General features: G+C 55.4%; 13 protein-coding genes, 3 tRNA genes and 1 pseudogene. 6 read left to right on the forward strand and 11 right to left on the reverse strand.

Features of this window, described 5'->3' with window-relative positions:
- Nucleotides 1–40 precede the first annotated feature (40 nt).
- Nucleotides 41–1,552, forward strand: a complete 1,512-nt coding sequence (locus GT756_RS16425) for an MFS transporter (RefSeq protein WP_004203444.1) — start codon at nt 41–43, stop codon at nt 1,550–1,552.
- A 37-nt stretch (nt 1,553–1,589) separates the two neighbouring features.
- Here GT756_RS16425 and GT756_RS16430 read toward each other — a convergent pair whose 3' ends face one another.
- Nucleotides 1,590–1,841: a DUF2766 family protein gene (locus tag GT756_RS16430; RefSeq protein ID WP_004203448.1), complete on the reverse strand. Its 252-nt coding sequence runs from the start codon at nt 1,839–1,841 to the stop codon at nt 1,590–1,592.
- A gap of 147 nt (nt 1,842–1,988) precedes the next feature.
- Here GT756_RS16430 and GT756_RS16435 point away from each other — a divergent pair, with 147 nt between their 5' ends.
- Nucleotides 1,989–3,410 carry an MFS transporter gene (locus GT756_RS16435; RefSeq protein ID WP_124989333.1) on the forward strand — a complete coding sequence of 474 codons (1,422 nt, stop codon included), beginning with the start codon at nt 1,989–1,991 and terminating at the stop codon, nt 3,408–3,410.
- A 37-nt stretch (nt 3,411–3,447) separates the two neighbouring features.
- On the opposite strand, the gene GT756_RS16440 is transcribed toward GT756_RS16435, so the two are convergent.
- Complete coding sequence (locus GT756_RS16440) at nt 3,448–4,086, reverse strand: RpiB/LacA/LacB family sugar-phosphate isomerase (RefSeq protein WP_004203450.1); 639 nt, start codon at nt 4,084–4,086, stop codon at nt 3,448–3,450.
- 244 nt (nt 4,087–4,330) lie between these two features.
- Here GT756_RS16440 and GT756_RS26270 point away from each other — a divergent pair.
- Both GT756_RS26270 and ftnA read left to right on the forward strand, forming a co-directional pair.
- Nucleotides 4,331–4,438 (forward strand): annotated as a pseudogene (locus GT756_RS26270) (hypothetical protein); the annotation flags it as partial.
- 57 nt (nt 4,439–4,495) lie between these two features.
- Nucleotides 4,496–4,993 (forward strand): non-heme ferritin, encoded by a 498-nt coding sequence (ftnA, locus tag GT756_RS16445; RefSeq protein WP_160124926.1) that lies wholly within the window; start codon nt 4,496–4,498, stop codon nt 4,991–4,993.
- A 36-nt stretch (nt 4,994–5,029) separates the two neighbouring features.
- On the opposite strand, the gene GT756_RS16450 is transcribed toward ftnA, so the two are convergent.
- Nucleotides 5,030–5,269 carry a YecH family metal-binding protein gene (locus GT756_RS16450; RefSeq protein WP_004203452.1) on the reverse strand — a complete coding sequence of 80 codons (240 nt, stop codon included), beginning with the start codon at nt 5,267–5,269 and terminating at the stop codon, nt 5,030–5,032.
- 192 nt (nt 5,270–5,461) lie between these two features.
- Here GT756_RS16450 and tyrP point away from each other — a divergent pair, with 192 nt between their 5' ends.
- On the forward strand, nt 5,462–6,673 hold the full coding sequence (tyrP, locus tag GT756_RS16455; protein WP_004203453.1) for a tyrosine transporter TyrP: 1,212 nt from the start codon (nt 5,462–5,464) through the stop codon (nt 6,671–6,673).
- 25 nt (nt 6,674–6,698) lie between these two features.
- On the opposite strand, the gene GT756_RS16460 is transcribed toward tyrP, so the two are convergent.
- The 8 genes from GT756_RS16460 to uvrY all read right to left on the reverse strand — a co-directional run bounded on the left by GT756_RS16460 (nt 6,699) and on the right by uvrY (nt 13,358).
- Nucleotides 6,699–7,367 (reverse strand): YecA family protein, encoded by a 669-nt coding sequence (locus GT756_RS16460; RefSeq protein WP_004203454.1) that lies wholly within the window; start codon nt 7,365–7,367, stop codon nt 6,699–6,701.
- Between the two features lie 98 nt (nt 7,368–7,465).
- Nucleotides 7,466–8,347, reverse strand: coding sequence for a dihydrodipicolinate synthase family protein (locus tag GT756_RS16465; protein ID WP_080935535.1), 882 nt, complete (start codon nt 8,345–8,347; stop codon nt 7,466–7,468).
- Nucleotides 8,348–9,826: 1,479 nt separating this feature from the next.
- A tRNA-Leu gene (locus tag GT756_RS16475) sits at nt 9,827–9,913 on the reverse strand.
- A gap of 13 nt (nt 9,914–9,926) precedes the next feature.
- Nucleotides 9,927–10,000, reverse strand: a tRNA-Cys gene (locus GT756_RS16480).
- Nucleotides 10,001–10,040: 40 nt separating this feature from the next.
- Nucleotides 10,041–10,116 (reverse strand) — tRNA-Gly (locus GT756_RS16485).
- A 150-nt stretch (nt 10,117–10,266) separates the two neighbouring features.
- A complete protein-coding gene (pgsA, locus tag GT756_RS16490) occupies nt 10,267–10,815 on the reverse strand; it encodes a CDP-diacylglycerol--glycerol-3-phosphate 3-phosphatidyltransferase (RefSeq protein WP_004141115.1) in 549 nt (182 codons plus the stop codon).
- Between the two features lie 57 nt (nt 10,816–10,872).
- Entirely contained in the window at nt 10,873–12,705 is a 1,833-nt protein-coding gene (gene uvrC / locus GT756_RS16495; RefSeq protein WP_004203456.1) for an excinuclease ABC subunit UvrC, read from the reverse strand.
- Nucleotides 12,702–13,358 (reverse strand): UvrY/SirA/GacA family response regulator transcription factor, encoded by a 657-nt coding sequence (gene uvrY / locus GT756_RS16500; protein WP_002911539.1) that lies wholly within the window; start codon nt 13,356–13,358, stop codon nt 12,702–12,704. The genes uvrC and uvrY overlap by 4 nt, the downstream gene beginning before the upstream one ends.
- 461 nt (nt 13,359–13,819) lie before the next feature.
- On the opposite strand from uvrY, the gene GT756_RS16505 reads away from it, so the two are divergent.
- A complete protein-coding gene (locus GT756_RS16505) occupies nt 13,820–14,044 on the forward strand; it encodes a DUF2594 family protein (protein ID WP_004203457.1) in 225 nt (74 codons plus the stop codon).
- Nucleotides 14,045–14,074: the final 30 nt, after the last annotated feature.

A 14,074-nucleotide genomic window follows, 5' to 3' on the forward strand; every position in this document is an offset into this window, starting at 1 on the left:
CACGGCTTCAGCCTCTGAAGGGCTGCAGGGAAGACCGATCTTGTTACGCCATCAGTTAGCCTACGGCGGCGGTAATCTGTTAGGGAGTGGCGCACTGGCGATAAGCGGAGCATGGCTACTCTATTTTTATACGACCTTTTGCGGCCTGACGCTGATCGAGGCCTCATTTATCTTCTCCGTCGCCAGCATCATCGACGCCATCAGCAACCCGCTGATGGGCTATCTGACGGATAATTTTGGCAAAACGCGGTTAGGCAAGCGCTTTGGCCGTCGGCGCTTCTTTTTGCTGATCGGCATTCCTCTGATGCTGTTCTACCCGCTGCTATGGGTAGAGGGCCTGAGTTTCTGGTACTACCTGTGTACCTATGTGGTGTTTGAGATCATCTATACCTCCATCATGGTGCCCTATGAGACGCTGGCGACAGAGATGACCGATGATTTCTCGCTACGCTCAAAGCTCACCGGCTATAAAGCCATCTTCGGCAAGCTGGCCAACTTCCTCGCCGCGTTTATTCCCGGACAGTTCATTCTGCTGTACGGCAAAGATTCCGCCACCCCTTTCTTCCTCACCGGGCTGACCTATGGCGCGATCCTGATCGTCGCGATTACCTGCCTGTGGCTGTGCAGCTGGGAGCGCGAGCGTGCGGAAGCCGTGGATACCAGCGCGAAAAAGGGGCTGCTGAGCACCCTGCTGTCGCTGGCGAAAGACATGCGTTCCACCTTTTATCTGCGCGTGTTCCGCAAACATCTCGGTATGTACCTGTGCGGGTTTGGCGCGGAATGGCTGTTTGCCTCCATCTTCACCTATTTCGTGATATTCGTTCTGCAGCACGATCCGGCAATGGTGGCCGGGCTGAACAGCCTGAACTCGATTCTGCAGCTGATCTCCACCGCGCTGTTTATCGGCCTGTGTGTGAAAAAGGGCTTTAGCAAACCCTATATCCTCGCGCTGGGGATCGTGATTTTCGCAGTCCTGCTGTATACCTCGCTGTGGTTCTTCCATCTGCCGTCAGGCCTGGCGACAGTGCTGATGTTCGGTATTACCGTGCTGTTCGGCCTGGGGACCGGCGGGGTTTACTATATTCCCTGGACCGTTTACACCTTCCTCGCCGATGTCGACGAAATCTACACCGGACGCCGCCGGGAAGGCATCTATGCCGGCGCCATGACCTTCTCAGGGAAAATTCTGCGCTCGATTGTGGTGTTTTCGATGGGAGCCATCCTGAGCTTTTACGGTTTCCAGTCAAAAGCGCACAGCCAACCGGAAAGCGCCGTGACCGCCATCGCGGTGGTATTCTGCGTCGGTGTCGTCGCCTTAGCCCTGGCCGCCATCGTCTTCAGTAAGCAGATGAAACTGGACCGTAAAGCTCATCTGGTGGTTCTGCAGGAAGTCGCGCGGATTAAAGCAGGCGGTAAAATCAGTGATATTGCGCCGGAGGTGCGGGCAATCGTAGAGGATCTGGTTGGCCATCGCTACGAAGAGTGCTGGGGCAACAGCAAATTGTTTAAAACCGCTGAGCCTGCGCCAGTGCAGACCGTGGTTTCTCATTAAAGAAAAAGGCCCCGGCGGGAATCCGCGGGGCCGGTTATTAATGCGTTTCTTCCTGCGGGGTAAACTTCAGCTCAATCAGGGCAATCGCTTTTTGCACCGCGCGAAGCGTCACCGGGTCGGCAGAAGCCGGGTGACTGGCGAAGTCGATGGCTTTCAGCTGACTGGTCATTTTTTCACGCACTTCCACCGGCGCGATGACGTCAATCACGTCGAGGATCTGCTTGATAACCAGCTGGCAGGCAACCACATCAGAAACCAGCTCGTCGTGTTCGGTAAGATGTTGAGACATTAATTACTCCTTTTTTCAGGAGCGTAATAGTACCCTAAATCGATAACGATAATAAAACCTGCCGCGGCAGGTTTTTTTCACCACCCGAGTGGCTGGCGGCGCCTCTGCTGCCGCTTTGCCGAGGATCCCCTTGATGGCAGCGACAACATGAACACCGCGATCTCTTCCGGTAACGAACGTGCCTTTTCAGCCCCGGCGCTGCTGGTGGCTGGCGCCTTTTTTATGGAGTTTCTCGACGGGACGGTGATCGCTACCGCCCTGCCCGACATGGCGAGAGATTTTGGCGTCACCGCCGTCGAGCTTAATATCGGCATCAGCGCCTATCTGATAACCCTCGCGGTGCTGATCCCGGCCAGCGGCTGGATCGCCGATCGCTTCGGCGCCCGGGCTATCTTCACCCTCGCTCTGGCCATTTTTACCCTTGCCTCGATCTTTTGCGGCCTCTCCAGCGACGTGCATACCTTTGTCGCCATGCGTATCCTGCAGGGGATCGGCGGCGCGCTGATGGTCCCCGTCGGCCGTCTGGCGGTACTGCGCACCACGCCGAAACACCTGCTGATTAAAGCCATCGCCACCCTCACCTGGCCTGCGCTGGTGGCCCCCATTATCGGCCCGCCTTTGGGAGGCTTTATTACCCGCTACGCCAGCTGGCACTGGATCTTCTTTATCAATGTCCCGCTGGGCGTTGCGGCGATTATCCTGTCGCTGCGCATCATTCCTGATATCCGCGAAACGGAGCGGCGCGCCTTCGATATGACAGGATTTATCACGACCGCGGTGGCGATGGTTAGCCTGGTCACCGCGATGGAACGGCTCGGCGCTCGCCAGCCGGAGATCTGGCCCACGCTGGCCCTCGCGGCGCTGGGCTTCAGTTGTCTGTTATATTCCATTCGTCATTTCCGCCGGGCGGCGGCACCTATGGTTCGTCTCGACGCCCTGCAGGTGCCGACGTTCCGGGTGACGATGTACGGCGGCTCGCTGTTCCGGGCCTCCATCAGCGCGGTGCCCTTTCTGCTCCCCCTGCTGTTCCAGGTGGGGTTCGGTATGGATCCCTTTCACTCCGGCCTGCTGGTGCTGGCGGTATTTGTCGGCAATTTAACCATTAAACCCGCCACCACGCCGCTGATCCGCTGGCTGGGCTTTCGTCGCCTGCTGTTGGTCAACGGCGCGCTGAACGTCTGTTCGCTGCTGGCATGCGCGCTGCTCACGCCGCAAACCCCGGTCTGGGCGATCATGCTGATCCTTTATCTCGGCGGGGTGTTTCGCTCTGTTCAGTTCACGGGCGTGAGCACGCTGGCCTTTGCCGATGTCCCCGCCGCGCAGATGAGCGATGCCAATACCCTGTTCAGTACCGCGTCGCAGCTGGCGGTGGGGCTGGGGATCACGCTTGGGGCGATCGGCATTCGCCTGGGGGAACAGGTCGGCGACTGGCTGCACCTTTCCGCCGTGCCGGGGATCAGCTTTCGCCTGGCGTTTGTGTTTATCGCGGTGATCTGTCTGGTGGGGATGATCGACAGCCTGCATCTGGCTAAAACGGCAGGCAGCAGCGTGTCGGCGAAGAAAACCTGAATGATGGAAGGGCCAGCGGCGCTGGCCCTGATAACGATTACCCGACGATCTGACGGACGAACGCTTCGATCGCTTTATCCTGGCAGTTTTCGAAGAAGCATTGCTGGAAGCGAGGGCCAGAGACCGCAGTTTTCACCAGCTCCGGATCGATGGCGCGCAGGGTGTCGAGATAATTTTCTTTGACTACCGCCGCTTTGACCTGGTTGAGGATCCCGGCATTACGCACCTGCGGTTCTTTGCGCTCCGGCGGATAGCCTTCCCCGTTACGACCGGTAAAGGCTTTTTCAAAGATAAAGCGCACATTCAGCTCGGCGCCCCACCCGAAACCTTTGGCAAACGGCAGCGACAGCGCGTTACCGTTGTTGATCTGGGCAAACAGGAACGCGTCCGCCGGGTCGATACAGTAGCCGCAGACCACGCCAGGATGGATGTTCAGCGACATCAGCGCTCCCTGGCCGGTACCGCAGCCGGTGACCACGAAGTCAACCGCCTTCGAATTCAGCAGGATGCTGGCCATGATCCCGAGGTGAATATAGGTCAGATGATGATCGTTCTCATCGCTCATACCGACGTTAAAGACCGGAAATCCTTTTTCGTCGGCAACCGCGTTAAGCTCCTTGAGGATGATGGCGTTTTTGTTCGCCTGGCTGTTCTCCATCATCAGTGCAATCTTCATGGTTTACTCTCCTGAATGCTGTGCGGGCCTGCCCGCAGAATGTCATTGGCGTTGACTGCACTCTACTACCTGGAAAACAAACTTTCAAATTTTATGAAAAGTTGTTTTAAAAATTACGCAGCGCTTCACACTTTCACCGCCTCTGCCGCTCAGGTTACCGTGTCGCCCCTCATCAGGACGACTCCGCCTGGCGCTCCCCACCAGGCAACCCGCAGAGGGCGTCGTTTCGCTTCCGCAAAAAAATAATAATAAATTAAAACTATTCTCATTTATTATTAAATTGCCAATGCGTGTTATTCCCATTAGCATTTTAAATAAAATATTTTTAAATTTACTTTTTGCAAATAATTAAATAACAAATTATAGTGGCAGCCGATAACATCTATTTTTTAATTCCAGGAGCGCGACGATGCTGAAAACGGAAATGATCGACAAACTGAATGAACAGATGAATCTTGAACTTTATTCTTCTCTTCTTTATCAGCAGATGAGCGCCTGGTGCAGTTACCATAGTTTTGAAGGGGCTGCGGCCTTCCTGCGCCGCCATGCCCAGGAAGAGATGACCCATATGCAGCGCCTGTTCGACTACCTGACCGACACCGGCAGCCTGCCGCGCATCAACGCCATCGCCTCCCCGTTTGCCGAGTATGCGTCACTGGATGAACTGTTCCGCCAGACCTATGAGCACGAGCAGCTGATCACGCAAAAAATTAATGAACTGGTGCACGCGGCTATGACCAGTCAGGATTACCCGACCTTTAATTTCCTGCAGTGGTATGTCGCCGAACAGCATGAAGAAGAGAAATTATTTAAATCGGTAATTGACAAACTGACCCTCGCCGGGAAAAGCGGTGAAGGTCTGTACTTTATCGACAAAGAGCTGGCCACTCTCGATACGCAGAATTAATTGCTCGCGCCGCGACGCTTCTCCGTCGCGGCATTTTTAATGCTGGCAAATCTTATTTTCTGCGGTGGTAAACCCTGTCGCTCTGGCAATAAATTTACCTTTTTGCTCTAAAAACGCCACCAGCTCCGCAGCGCTCAGATTTTCCGCCGAACAGGTGTGAAAGCGCGCCTCTGCGCCAAAGCGACGGTGTATGGCCGCCTCCAGCGAAGCTGCCGTCCAGCACTCCCCCGACGCCAGCATCATCTGCAGCACTTCATGACCATGTATAGAAGACATAACCCCTCCGGAAAAAAACGTCAGCTTAGGCCAGACCGGCGGCCCGCGCCTTGCGCCAGCGCAGGCTTTCGCCCTTTCGAATTCGTAAAGTTTTGATTACACTGCTTGTAACCCTGATTTGACGAAAGACGCAATATCCCCTACTCTGCGCGGCATAAATTATTGTGATTTGCTGTAGGGATAGCGAAAAGCGTGAAGAACCGCACTCTGGGCAGTATTTTAATCGTAGCCGGCACCACAATCGGTGCAGGAATGTTGGCAATGCCATTGGCCGCCGCAGGCGTCGGGTTTACCGTCACGCTGGGTTTACTTTTCACCCTGTGGGCATTGATGTGCTATACCGCCCTTTTGCTGCTGGAAGTCTACCAGCATGTCCCTGCCGATATGGGGCTCGGTTCTCTGGCGGCGCGCTATCTGGGCCGTTACGGACAGTGGATCACCGGGTTGTGCATGCTGTTTCTGTTATACGCCCTCACGGCGGCCTACATTAGTGGCGCCGGCGAATTACTCGCTTCCAGCCTAAACCAGTGGCTGGACTGGCAGCTGCCGCCGGCCGCAGGCGTACTGATCTTCACCCTGCTCGGCGGGGCGGTGGTGTGCATTGGCACCGCGCTGGTCGACCTGTTCAATCGCTTCCTGTTTAGCGCCAAAATCGTCTTCCTGGTGATTATGCTGGCCCTGCTGATGCCGCACATTCATCAGGTGAATCTCCTCACGCTGCCGGTTGAGCAAGGCCTGGCGCTGTCGGCCATTCCGGTGATCTTTACCTCCTTCGGCTTTCACGGCAGCGTGCCGAGCATCGTCAGCTATCTGGGGGGCGATATCCGTAAACTGCGTCGGGTGTTTATTATCGGCAGTTTTATTCCGCTGGTGGCCTATATTTTCTGGCAGCTGGCGACGCTGGGCAGTATCGACGCCCCAGCCTTTACCGCCCTGCTGGCGCAACATGCCGGTCTGAACGGTCTGCTGGAGGCGATCCGCGAAGTGGTAGCGTCACCGCACGTGGAGCTGGCAGTACACCTGTTTGCCGACCTTGCGCTGGCGACCTCCTTCCTCGGCGTCTCGCTCGGGCTGTTTGATTATCTGGCCGATATGTTTCAGCGCAAAAACAACGTCAGCGGGCGTCTGCAGAGCGGGATGATCACCTTTTTGCCGCCGCTGGCGTTCGCCCTGTTCTATCCCCGCGGCTTCGTCATGGCCCTGGGCTACGCCGGGGTGGCGTTGGCCGTTCTGGCCCTGATGTTACCGGCCATGCTGGTCATGAAGAGTCGCCGACTGCATCCGCAGGCCGCCTGGCGGGTGGCCGGCGGCGCCCCGGCGCTGTGGCTGGTCCTGCTGTGCGGGATCGGCATCGTGGCGATCCAGTTCTGCATCGTCGCCGGGCTGTTACCGGCGGTGGGATAAAAGAAGGGGCCAGCCGGCCCCTTTTTCATTTCGCTAAGCAACACTGCTTATACTTTTTACCGCTGCCGCACGGGCAGGGATCGTTACGTCCGACTTTCGTCTCATTTCTTACCGGCTGCGGGACCACCTCCGGCTGCGGATTCGCCATCCAGTACTGGTAAAGCGCCAGCGCCGCCGGGGTGATACGCTCGATACTGGCGATAAATTCATCCGCCGTCAGATTATCCAGCGCGGAAAACTGTTCTTCGCTACCGTGGAGCGCAATCGCCTCCAGCTCAGGCTGAAGTTCAGCGGGCAGCGTCGACCAGTCGCTCAGCGCCACGCCGCGCAGATAGCCAAAACACCACTCTTCAACGATGGTCAGCTCCTGACCTTCCGCTTCGCGGGTGCCGAACAGCGGTTCGAACTGATCGGGATAAGACTCAAGTCGTTCGGCGATATCGCTCATATGCTGCAGCGTCAGATTGACAAAGCGATCGCGCTCGCGGTCGTTGGCCCAGCGTGGCACGTTATCTGCGCCACCCCAGATCGCCAACAGCCACTGGGCGGGTTCAATAGCGGTGGGCGCCGAGAGGATCGCCGTCAGCAGGCCATCCAGTTCAGAGACATCCAGAATAGCGCCCTCGGTGGCGTATTTCGCCAGCGTCTCGTCCAGCCATTCCAGTTCGTTTTCGTTTAAGGGTCCGGTATTCATTCACAGGCTCGCATGGTAAAAATCGGGCCTACAGTAGCCGAAATGCCGGCAGAAAGCCACCCGGCAGCGCCCATTGCGCCTGCGCTGACCCGACACAATCAGGCCAGCCCTTGTAGCGCCGCCGCCACGTCGCGACAGGCCTCCTCCCCTAACGGCAGCAAGGGGCGGGGAAGCGAGTCAGGGTCGCACAATCCCAGGATGGCCGCAGCGGCGGCGACCACCCGCAGGCTGCCGCCGTAGCGGTCAAAGCACCGCCAGAGGGGCGCCAGTTGCTTATTCAGCGCCGCCACCTGTTCCGCGTCGCCGTGACGGATGGCTTTTACCAGCGCCAGTGAGATCCGGGGAAAGAGTCCGCCGCAGACCGAGTACCAGACCTCACAGCCGGCCTGCAAGCCCGCTGTCGCCCGGACGTCACCGCTCACGCCAAGCGTGACGCCGCAAGGCAGATGACGACGCAGCGCCGCCACCCGTTCGCTGGCCTGTGGCGCGGGCAGACCGGGAATTTTAATCGAGGCGATGGCCGGTAAGGCGGCAATGCGCCCCTGCAGCTCATCCGATAACGTCACATGGGTGGTACGGGGATTGTCATACAGGCAAACCGGCACCGAGGCATGCCGGCAGACCTCCTCATAAAAAGCATAGATCTCCTCCGCAAACAGCGGCTGATAGGACATCATCGGCAGGAGCAATGCATCCGCCCCGGCCTGCTGGGCATCTTCCACCAGCCGCAGCACCTCGCTGGTGGCGATGGCGCCGACGCCGACCATCATCGGGGTCGACCCGGCATGCGCCTTCGCCACCTGCACGACCCGCTTGCGCTGCTCACGACTGAGATAAGCGTAGCTGCCGGTTGAGCCTAAGATGCCCAGGGAGTCGACTCCGGCATCGGTAAGACGAGCAAGAATACGAATAAACGCTTTTTCATCGATATTTTGCTGATGCAGCGGCGTCAACGGAAATGCGCAAAGCCCTGTGAACATGATGCCTCCGGCAGGCTGGGAGAAGTGTCCGGACGATAGTAGCAGGGAGAGATCGTTTTGTCCTGGGACAAATGAGCGATTGCCGGTGACAATGGAGTGGTTCCCCACTACGTGGCGTTCCTATTCGCGATATTGCCGCTGTCAGCCCAGGCATCGATAGCCACCCGATTCTGCCGAGGATATTCAACGACGCCGTTCCCTGCAGTCGCTATTTTTTGCTGCATTGCCAATCTTGAATCAATTTGCCATAAGACCGCATGATTGATGTTGTTATATATAAGCAGCAATTAAATAAGGTACCACTACGGCTTCAAATGGATAAAAAATGGTAGATGACAACCAGGAAAAATATCTAAAAATATGATTAATAAAGTCAACGTATAAAATATTACTGGGTCGACCTGGAGATCCTCACGCAACTTCTGACAAGCCGCTTGCAGAATCAACACAACTTCTTAACGCATCGCTGATAAACAGTGACGAGTTCAAGGGATTAACAACATCCAGAATGGCATTCGAGAATATGTGTCTCCCGCCACAATGTGTATCAGGGACGGAGACTCAAGAGCGGTTGGCTGTAAAGCACATTGTGTCGCCAGGAAGCCATTGTTTAACATCGCGGACACTGAAAAAATTCAATCTGAAAACACCTCTCTGCCTTTTGACTGGATTTTTTCCTGCCCCGCGATGGTCATCGATTGCCTGTGGGACGATTTTCACCCATCGCGATCCCTCGAACCGTTTAGGCGTATTACGTCCGGGCAGTAAAGAGGTTCAGGAACATATTAAAAAGCGCGGATGGCAAGCTTTTTGTCATTTGCTGCAGAGAAGAGATCAATCTTGTAAAGGTGCCCCCGGCATTAGTCGCCGAACTTGCTCAGCATACGACGAACTTCTATCTGTTAGCTTTTTCACTGCGGAAACCCTCTCATATTCAACTGGAGAGCATCGCTCCTGGGGACAATTATTCGCTATATCGTTTTACCCCGGAGTCTGAAGAAATATTTACCGGCAAATTCCCCTCGCTTACGGATGAGATGGTATTTATATCGACAGTACTTTCTTTCAACCTCGAACTATAGAGACGGTTTCAACGCCGGTCCGCTGTCTCGTCTTGTACCCACTCGCTTCCTCCCTGCTGGCCTGGGGGAGCGAGATCGTCCCGAACGCCTTATCCCCCACCCGTTAAGCCGATTATCCACCGCGACCCGGACCTGCTTCACTACGGTAAGCTTCTATGCCAGAAGTCTGTGCCAACCACAGACCTTGACTTCAAGCCTCTCCTTGCCCGGAGTCAGAACGCCATACCGTATCATCAGGCGCAGGCTTAACCAGTGACAATAATTCGGGTGTAGCGCAAGATGGACAAGAGAAACAGGATGACATGTCGTGATGAAGAGGGATTTAAAAACAAAAAAACCACCCGTAGGTGGTTTCACGACACTGCTTATTGCTTTGATTATTCTGCTTTTATCCCAATGGTACCCGGAGTGGGACTTGAACCCACACAGCGCGAACGCCGAGGGATTTTAAATCCCTTGTGTCTACCGATTCCACCATCCGGGCTCGGGATATAAAGTGGAGGCGCGTTCCGGAGTCGAACCGGACTAGACGGATTTGCAATCCGCTACATAACCGCTTTGCTAACGCGCCTTTGATACTGAAGCACCCGCCTATGCCGATGCTATTAATTTGGAGCGGGAAACGAGACTCGAACTCGCGACCCCGACCTTGGCAAGGTCGTGCTCTACCAACTGAGCTATTCCCGCATCATCAAGTTATTTGCTAATCACTTGATTTTGTTATCGTCTGGAAGACTGTGCCGCCGTTCGATGCGTTGCATTCTACTTATCTCTCGCGGTGAGTCAACGGTATTTTTTGCAACTTTGCATCGTTTGCTGAAAATAACGGCGAAACGATCACTGATCAAGCAAATCGCCGCGCGCCGCGTTCAAATATTGCAGCATCGACCACAGCGTCAGCACCGCCGCCACGAGGAAAAGCGCGATCCCTGCCCATTCCACCCACGGATAAGGACGCCACAGCATCCACACCAGGGCGGTCATCTGCGCGGTGGTTTTTACTTTGCCAATCCACGAGACCGCCACGCTGCTGCGTTTTCCAAGCTCCGCCATCCACTCGCGCAGCGCGGAGATAATAATTTCCCGGGCAATCATCGTCGCCGCCGGCAGCGTAACCCACCAGGTGTGATAGTGCTCAGCGACCAGCACCATGGCGATAGCCACCATGACTTTATCGGCCACCGGATCGAGGAAGGCGCCGAACCGGGTACTCTGGTTCCAGCGACGGGCGAGGAAACCATCAAACCAGTCGGTCACAGCGGCAACAAAGAAAATCAGCGCACAGGCAAACGGCGCCCAGCTAAAGGGCAGATAAAACGCCAGCACAAAGAACGGGATCAGGATGACGCGGAACAGAGTAAGCAACGTAGGGATATTAAATTGCATAGTGACGGGTAACTATCTGTTGTAAGTAAAAATTAGCCCTATGTTGCTACAGAGCCCCTAATGTTTCAACGAGTAGAAGATCTTTTCTGCCAGAGCGTGAGAGATGCCCGGTACTTTGGCAATTTCTTCGACGCTGGCCTGCTGCAGCCCCTGCAGTCCACCCATGTACTTCAGCAGCATCTGGCGACGCTTCGGCCCCACCCCCTCGATAGTCTCAAGTGAGCTGGTGTTCTTCACTTTCGCCCGTTTTTTGCGATGGCCGGAGATTGCATGATCATGCGATTCATCGCGGATATGCTGGATCACGTGCAGAGCCGGCGAATCCGGCGGCAGGCTAAACCCCTCGCCTTCCGGCTCAAAGAATAACGTTTCCAGGCCGGCTTTACGATCGCTACCTTTCGCCACGCCCAGCAGCAGCGGATGATGTTTATCCCAGGGGACGTCCAGCTCCGCAAACACCGCTTTCGCCTGCGCCAGCTGCCCCTTGCCGCCGTCTATCAGGATCACATCAGGAATCTTGTTGTCATCAATCGCTTTGCCATAGCGACGGCGCAGGACCTGATTCATCGCCGCGTAGTCATCGCCCGGGGTGATGCCGGCGATATTATATCGCCGGTACTCCGCGCGCAGCGGACCATTGCTGTCAAATACCACGCAGGAGGCGACGGTCTGTTCGCCCATGGTGTGGCTGATATCAAAGCACTCCATCCGCTTCACCGCCGGCAGCTCCAGCACGGAGGCCAGCGCCTGCAGACGCTGATGAATGGTCGATTGCTGAGACAATTTGGTGGTTAACGCCGTCGCGGCATTGGTGCGCGCCAGCTTAAGATAACGCGCCCGGTCGCCGCGCGGCCTGGTCTGCACATGGATTCGACGCCCCGCCAGTTCTGACAGCGACTCGGCCAGCAGCGTCTTATCTCCGAGGTTAAAGTCGAGCAAAATTTCCCCCGGCAGCGTGCGCATCTGGCTGCCCTGCAGATAGAACTGGCCGACAAAGGTCTCGACGACCTCGCCCAGCTCGGTGCCGCCAGGCACTTTCGGGAAGTAGCTGCGGCTGCCCAGTACTTTACCCTGGCGGATAAACAGTACATGGACGCAAGCCATGCCGGCATCGAAGGCAACCCCGATCACGTCAAGATCGTCGCCGGTGTTAGAGACAAACTGTTTCTCAGTCACGCGGCGGACGGCCTGAATCTGGTCGCGAATGCGCGCCGCCTCTTCAAACTCAAGGTTCTGGCTCGCCTTCTCCATCCGCGCGATGAGCTGAGTCAGCACCTGGTCATCTTTGCCGGCAAGAAACAGCCGCACATACTCCACCTGCTGTGCATACTCGTCTTCACTGACCAGCCCCGCCACGCACGGCCCGAGGCAGCGGCCAATCTGATACTGTAGACAGGGACGGGAGCGATTGCGGTAGACGCTGTTTTCACACTGACGGATGGGAAAGATCTTCTGCAGCAGCGCCAGGGTCTCGCGCACGGCATAGCCGTTGGGAAAAGGACCAAAATACTCGCCCTTCGCATGTTTGGCGCCACGATGCATCGCCAGACGCGGATGGGTATCGCCACTGAGGAAAATAAAAGGATACGACTTATCGTCGCGCAACAGCACGTTGTACCGCGGCTGGTACAGCTTGATATAGTTGTGCTCAAGCAGCAGCGCTTCCGTCTCGGTATGGGTGACGGTCACGTCGATTTGCGCGATCAGCGCCACCAGCGCTTCCGTTTTACGCGACGCGAGGTTGCTGCGGAAGTAGCTGCTGAGCCGCTTTTTCAAATCTTTGGCTTTGCCAACATAGATGACGGTTCCGCCAGCATCATACATCCGATACACACCGGGCTGGCTAGTTACCGTTTTCAGGAAAGCTTTTGCGTCAAAAACATCACTCACTGGCTTGCTAACGACTCCGCATTACACAGGCCATGGCGAATTGCCAGGTGGGTCAGCTCGACATCGCCATGAATGTTCAATTTGCTGAACATCCGATAGCGATAGCTGTTAACCGTTTTAGGACTCAGATTCAGCTGCTCTGAGATCTCATTCACCTTCTGACCTTTGGTGATCATCAGCATAATCTGCAATTCGCGTTCAGACAAACTGGCAAACGGCGATTCTGTTTTTTCCGGTTCAATCTGACTTAACGCCATTTGCTGAGCAATATCAGAGGCAATATAACGTTGCCCTGACGCGACGCAGCGAATCGCATTCACCACTTCCTGTGGCGCGGCGCCCTTACTGAGATAACCTGCCGCCCCCGCCTGCATGACCTTGGCAGGTAAGGGATTCTCAGTATGCACGGTCAACATGATCACTTTCGTGCCCGCTACCGAGCGCGCAATTTTGCGCGTCGCTTCCAGACCCCCGATCCCGGGCATGTTCATGTCCATCAGGACGACATCGGCGGAATTAGCCCGGCACCACTTGACGGCGTCTTCGCCGCAGCAGGCTTCGCCAGCGACTTTAATCCCTTTTATATCTTCCAGAATGCGTCGTATCCCTGCGCGCACCAGTTCGTGGTCATCAACAAGAAGAACGTTGATCAAAGGAATAATCTCCAGAATGAGGGATAACGCTACTGATACTTTATCTCCCACATATTACCGGGTTTTATTGCTATTTTAAAAGGCAAAAAAATGCCCTCGCCTCGATTTGGCTCTCATTTATGGCAATGTCTGTGCACACTCAGTGGAAAGTCATTGCGAACAGTCGGTTGCACGAGTCTTATTTTTTAACAATCCCCATACAGAAGGCACAAAAAACACAACAGATTACGTAGCGCATAAATACGAAGCTAAATATGTAACAATTATTAACGTACTAAATAGATAGTGGCAATTATTGGCCTGACGATGGCTATTACGTCTTATCTGAAGCATAAAACCATTCACAGCTCAGATGAGAGAACAGAAATTAAGCACTCCTTTTTTTTCTGTCGCTTGTGGTATACTGCGCGGCCTTCACATTGAGTAGAGCGCAATAGCGCAGCGAGTAAACGAGGATATCGATGAGCACACCAGATTTTTCCACTGCAGAAAATAATCAGGAACTGGCGCAGGAAGTCTCCTGCCTGAAAGCGATGATGACGCTGATGCTGCAGGCGATGGGCCAGGCAGATGCGGGTCGCGTGATTATTAAAATGGAAAAGCAGATCGCGCAGATGGAAGATGAGGCTCAGGCCGCCGTATTCTCCAGCACCGTTAAGCAAATTAAACAAGCTTATCGGCAGTAATCCTGTACCGGCTGAAAGTATGACTGACAG

It is taken from the genome of Klebsiella sp. Q2 (assembly GCF_009900705.1).
Lineage (GTDB): Bacteria > Pseudomonadota > Gammaproteobacteria > Enterobacterales > Enterobacteriaceae > Klebsiella > Klebsiella quasipneumoniae.

Excerpts from the sequence above, each read along its gene's own strand:
- GT756_RS16505 (WP_004203457.1), top strand. The coding sequence starts at position 13,820 with ATGAGCACACCAGATTTTTCCACTGCAGAAAATAATCAGGAACTGGCG.
- GT756_RS16435 (WP_124989333.1), top strand. The coding sequence starts at position 1,989 with ATGAACACCGCGATCTCTTCCGGTAACGAACGTGCCTTTTCAGCCCCG.
- GT756_RS16440 (WP_004203450.1), bottom strand. The coding sequence starts at position 4,086 with ATGAAGATTGCACTGATGATGGAGAACAGCCAGGCGAACAAAAACGCC.
- pgsA (WP_004141115.1), bottom strand. The coding sequence starts at position 10,815 with ATGCAATTTAATATCCCTACGTTGCTTACTCTGTTCCGCGTCATCCTG.
- GT756_RS16465 (WP_080935535.1), bottom strand. The coding sequence starts at position 8,347 with ATGTTCACAGGGCTTTGCGCATTTCCGTTGACGCCGCTGCATCAGCAA.
- GT756_RS16430 (WP_004203448.1), bottom strand. The coding sequence starts at position 1,841 with ATGTCTCAACATCTTACCGAACACGACGAGCTGGTTTCTGATGTGGTT.
- GT756_RS16450 (WP_004203452.1), bottom strand. The coding sequence starts at position 5,269 with ATGTCTTCTATACATGGTCATGAAGTGCTGCAGATGATGCTGGCGTCG.
- ftnA (WP_160124926.1), top strand. The coding sequence starts at position 4,496 with ATGCTGAAAACGGAAATGATCGACAAACTGAATGAACAGATGAATCTT.
- GT756_RS16460 (WP_004203454.1), bottom strand. The coding sequence starts at position 7,367 with ATGAATACCGGACCCTTAAACGAAAACGAACTGGAATGGCTGGACGAG.